The sequence below is a fragment of the uncultured Planktosalinus sp. genome, assembly GCF_963973675.1.
Lineage (GTDB): Bacteria > Bacteroidota > Bacteroidia > Flavobacteriales > Flavobacteriaceae > Planktosalinus.
In genome coordinates, this window is sequence record NZ_CAXBAN010000201.1 from 1 (window position 1) to 4819 (window position 4819).

7 protein-coding genes are annotated in these 4819 nt (G+C 40.8%); 2 read left to right on the top strand and 5 right to left on the bottom strand.

Annotation, left to right across the window (positions count from 1 at the left end; genetic code table 11):
* The coding region (locus tag AACY61_RS08750) for a hypothetical protein (protein WP_339611196.1) at positions 1 to 181 on the bottom strand (181 nt) is incomplete at its 3' end.
* Between AACY61_RS08750 and AACY61_RS08755 the strand changes: the two genes are divergently transcribed.
* On the top strand, positions 170 to 400 hold the full coding sequence (locus AACY61_RS08755; protein ID WP_339611197.1) for a hypothetical protein: 231 nt from the start codon (positions 170 to 172) through the stop codon (positions 398 to 400). The two genes, AACY61_RS08750 and AACY61_RS08755, sit on opposite strands and share 12 nt — an antisense overlap.
* Before the next feature lie 403 nt (positions 401 to 803).
* Here AACY61_RS08755 and AACY61_RS08760 read toward each other — a convergent pair whose 3' ends face one another.
* Positions 804 to 1607, bottom strand: coding sequence for a hypothetical protein (locus tag AACY61_RS08760; protein ID WP_339611198.1), 804 nt, complete (start codon positions 1605 to 1607; stop codon positions 804 to 806).
* Positions 1608 to 2254: 647 nt separating this feature from the next.
* Here AACY61_RS08760 and AACY61_RS08765 point away from each other — a divergent pair.
* The gene (locus tag AACY61_RS08765; RefSeq protein WP_339611199.1) at positions 2255 to 2443 is read left to right on the top strand and encodes a hypothetical protein; all 189 of its coding nucleotides are present in this window, start codon (positions 2255 to 2257) and stop codon (positions 2441 to 2443) included.
* A 548-nt stretch (positions 2444 to 2991) separates the two neighbouring features.
* Here AACY61_RS08765 and AACY61_RS08770 read toward each other — a convergent pair.
* The 3 genes from AACY61_RS08770 to AACY61_RS08780 form a co-directional block, all read right to left on the bottom strand.
* Positions 2992 to 3597 (bottom strand): acetyltransferase, encoded by a 606-nt coding sequence (locus AACY61_RS08770; RefSeq protein WP_339611200.1) that lies wholly within the window; start codon positions 3595 to 3597, stop codon positions 2992 to 2994.
* On the bottom strand, positions 3594 to 4199 hold the full coding sequence (locus tag AACY61_RS08775; RefSeq protein WP_339611201.1) for a sugar transferase: 606 nt from the start codon (positions 4197 to 4199) through the stop codon (positions 3594 to 3596). Before AACY61_RS08775 ends, AACY61_RS08770 begins: the two co-directional genes overlap by 4 nt.
* Before the next feature lie 353 nt (positions 4200 to 4552).
* Positions 4553 to 4819 (bottom strand): hypothetical protein (locus tag AACY61_RS08780; protein ID WP_339611202.1); only part of this gene is annotated, 267 nt, incomplete at its 5' end.

Below are 4819 nucleotides of genomic sequence, written 5' to 3' on the forward strand. Positions count from 1 at the left end.
AACACAAAAGCAATACATGTATTTTAAGTTCATAACAACGAATTAGTGAGTTCCCAAATATACTAAAATTCACCACTATCCAGAAGAGGATAGCCTTCCTTGAATGTTCTTTAAATTCAATTTTAGTATCTTCGTTTACATTTAAACCAAACCTTAAAGTTGCTCCGCCGTGTGTTTTCATATTAGTCAGACAAAAATAGGACGTGAATTGAAGGAGCGCTACCAGGCCCGGATCGTGCTCCCAAAGGAAAACGAAGCAGCCCTCCCTTTTTTCTATCACGCCAATGGCTTTGCACATCCTGAAAGTCTAGTGATTCCTCAGGAAGAATCCTCTGTAATAACCACTGCCCATTGGGGTATAGCCCCTGCCGATGTTCTTGAAGAAAAGTTAGCGGACTGACCCGTCCTGAAATAACTATACAACTAAACTTGGTAATCCTAAATGGGCTGTTGTTGCTTTACCCTACCTTTATCCTACCTTGACTCTGCTATACATGCAGCCTTTTTGTTGCCTTTGCCTCGAGTAAACTTCGCCTTAGCGTTGCCTTTGCCCCCTTTGAACTATACATTAAGGCCGGATGAACCATACAGTAGGTTTGCATGAAGATAGCTGTACCTTTGCATGAGTGTGGCCCCCCGACAACGGATGGGTGGCATCTGAGAAAGCACGCACTACTGCTTGGAAACCCCTTTAGGGGAGGTTGAAAAGAAGAGGTTTGTGGGAGACATACAACTTAAAACAAAGTAAAATAAAAAAGCCCTTCACAAAAGTAAAGGGCCTTTTGAGCAACAAGTGTTCCCTCTTAAACGGCTTCCAAGATGCTTAATGCATTAAAGGAACCTCCTTTTAACGGGTATTGTTGGTTGCTTATGATCTGTGAAAATTCAATAAGCAAAAAATACAATGCCACACCTGTTCCTGCCGGAACGCTTGCGGGAGTTAAGGTAACGTTGGTTTCTGTCATATCAATAGGCAGATTCTCCACGTTACTTTTAGACAACTCATACTCTCCCGTCTCAAAATCAAACTTCATAAACGCTGCCGATAAGCTTACATGAGAAGCAAATGTTGGCGCTAAGAGATGATTTTTAGGAATGAAGTTAGGGATTGTAACTTCACCTGTTAAGGGGTCGAGTGACTTCGACGTTTGTAGAATTAGAGAAAGGCTGGACTTTTTATTAAACTCAAAACCTTTCAATAATTCGATAGCTTCAGGCTGCGCTATACCAATACTCACTTTACGTTCTCCACGGGGAGACGTTGTATCGTAGTTTTTGATTTTAGCCAAAACTCCTGTTAGTCTGCTGGACATGTGTTTGTCTCTAGCATACTTAACGAGTTCAGAAGCAGCTCTGCGCAATAGTTTTCCTGTATTTGCACAGTGTGCAAATTCGGTCATGTTTTCTCGCGTGCGCTCGAAAACGGGGTCGTTAAGGATTCTGTCTTTGCTCACTCCGCCCTTTAAGCGAACTCGGAATCCTTCTTGTGTTCTTAAAAATGTCAAGTCATCAATAGTGCCTTGAATTTTTAAAGGACCTTTTTGTTTAGCCATAAAAAATGGTTTTAAAATTAATAATGAAACAAACGTATAAATTATTTTAATCATCTGAAAACGAGATTCTTACAAAGGTATTTCTATGTCAAAAAAAGACCAACAAATGTAGTTTTAGGGTACTATATGTTCTTTGTGGTCGGTTTATGAATTTGGTTGTACATTATTTCCAAAAACGACCTATTATTTCCATTTTTAGCTCCTGATTTTTAATACAGATTCATTCAAAACCCTTTCAATTGAACTTACATTGAACTAGTATTGGAGTAGTATTGAAGGAGTATTGGAGTACTATTGAAGGAGTATTGGAGTTGACCCGCCCTGAAATAGCTATACACAGTAACAGAGAATATGGTTAAACAAGAAGAGGATGTTTATGCTTAAAAACATTTAAATACTATTTAATAAACAAAGACAGGTATCTTTAGTTTTGATGTTAACAATTAATGTACAAAACACAAATCTTTGATTCTCTTATTGTTGAAAACTTTGTTGATATCTATTCACAGACTTACTGTTCAAAAAGAGTTATTTATCTTAAAATTGTATAAGCCAATATATTAAATATGAAAACCATTACTTATGAAGAAAATCATCAGAACTTGTATTGATTAAACAGTAAATGGGGATTAGTCTGTTCATTCAATTACTAGTTTAAACAATGTTGATTCAATGTAATTTAAATTAGTAATTTATTAATTATGAAGACATTATGTTTATTTGGGGCAGATGTTGCAAAGATAACCGGTCGTTCAGAGCGTTATGGCAACATGATTTTAAGCCAAATTAGAAAGAAAAACGGAAAACCAAGAGGTCATTGTGTTACCTTGAGAGAAGTATGTGAGCATCTTGATATATGTTATGAGGATGCAGAGCGTGTTTGTTATTGAACCTTGTATTTATAGTACTACGTTCTTTAAAATCTCTTTGATGTATACCCACAAAGCTTATACCTTTATTTATCATTAAGGTCGATATTGCTTTTCCTGAATCTTAACCCTACTTACTCTGACCCCGGCAGCTTTGCCAGGCAGTCATAGTACTTCTTTTGGACTTCTTTTGGAATTAGGACTACAGGACGTAAGATTTATGACTACGTTGCTTGCAGATTGCGGGTTGGCGGGTTTGTGGGGTTTCAAGTTCAAGGTTTAAGGTTTTTTTATTGATTATAGCCTATTGCTTATGGTTTTTTACCGGTGAATTGTTAATCGGGGTTAATACTCCTTTTTGATATCCTTTTCCTATTTGTCACCCCGACGAAGGTGGGGTCGCATCTGAGTAAGTGCGTATTGCCCGGAAGCTCTTTTAGTGGTTTTGAATTGAGGGCTGCTCACTACTCACTTATTTGCTGATGCACGTATTCGCTGATCCTCACTTCGACCAGGTTTTCTTTAAATGGGCAACCTATATCAGGGACGTACAACGTACAACTCACCACTCACCACTTGACCTCCCTCCCCGGGTTGCCCACCACAGTCACCCCATCCGGGATGTCTTTGATGATGACGGCGCCGGCGCCGATGGTGCACCGGTTGCCTATTTTGATGCCGGGAATGACACAGGCCCCGATGCCTATATGGGTGCCCTCGTCCACTGTCACATCTCCTGCCAATGCAGCATTGGGGGAAATATGAACAAAGTCGTTTAGTATGCAGTCGTGTTCGATGATGGCTCCGGTATTGATGATGCAATGACTACCAATTCTAGTATCTGCATGAATCACCACTCCTGGCATTACAACAGTGCCCTCTCCTATTCCTGCACTTTGAGAGACAATAGCCTTTGGGTGAATTAAAGGCGGAGCTACTTTTACATTTAAAGTTTGTGTCAGTTTTTGACGGATGTTGTTGTTGCCAATAGCAAAAACCACCGGAAACTCTCGCAATTTAATTTCGTTGGGCTTATGTGTTACTTTGTGGGTTAATAAGTTTGTAATGTTCTCATTATCATCAAACACATAAGCAATGGTATAGCCTAAAGCTTGAGCGATTTCTAAAATGACTTTTCCATGCCCACTTGCACCATAAATACTGAATGCTTTCATAAATTTCCTTTAAACCGTTCTGTGGTGGCTTGTCCTTCGGTATTGATGCCTTCAGAAACAAACACCTTTTTCAACGTTAAAAATAAGATTTTTAGGTCTAACAAAAAATTTTGATTTTCTACATACCACACATCCAATGCAAATTTCTGTTCCCAACTGATGGCATTTCTACCATTGACCTGTGCCCAACCGGTGATACCGGGTTTCACATGATGGCGTTTTTTTTGTTCTTCGTTGTACAACGGTAAATACTCCGGTAACAACGGCCGCGGACCTACCAAACTCATTTCGCCTTTGAGTACGTTGATTAACTGCGGGATTTCATCTAAGGAGGTTTTGCGCACCAACTTGCCTACTGCCGTTAAACGCTCGGCATCGGGTAGTAAGTTGCCTTGGGTATTTTTTTTATCGCTCATGGTTTTGAACTTGATGATGCTAAAGATGCGCTCGCCTTTGCCGGGGCGGCGTTGGAAAAAGAAGGGTTGGCCGTGGTTGGCGAGGGCTAGGGCGATGGTTACAATCAAAAACACCGGGCTGAGCAGCACTAAACCGGTTAGGGCTGCCAGGAAATCGAAGGTGGGTTTGGTGATTGACGTGTACATGCTGGGGTTAAAGGTAAGGCATTTTGATAAAATTGAGGGACTGGGTGAGATTGCTTCGCTGCGCTCGCAATAACCCCAGTTTGATGAACCATTTTGCTTGCTCGATGGGATTGCTTCGCAGTTGTTGCCTTTGGCAACACTGCTCGCAATGACCGTTAATTCAATACTAATTGTGTTTGCCCCCGCCCCTAACGCCAAACGCCAATGAAAAACGTCATTGCGAGCATCCGCCGGAGGCGGCTGCGAAGCAATCCCATCAAGCAGTTATTATCGCTCATTAGCCTCTGAACCAAGCCTCCTATACTCCTCCAGCAATGCCTCCCACACCACTCTTTGCTCATAGCGGTTGCAGATCATGGGGCGGGCGTTTTGTTTGAGTTCATTATACCGTAAAGTAGTTTGTCATACTTATTTACCGCTACATCCAAAGCATAGGATTTTTTAGCTAGTTGTAACGCATTTTCTTGCTGTTGTAGTTGCAATGCTTTGTCTTGAGTGTAAACTACAAAATCTTTAACGGATTTGTCTGTGAGTTTTTCCGGCATTACATAACCCACATTTTCCTTTTCAATGGTGACTTTTTGCCAACCGGGGTGATTGATGAGTACTGGTTTTCCGGC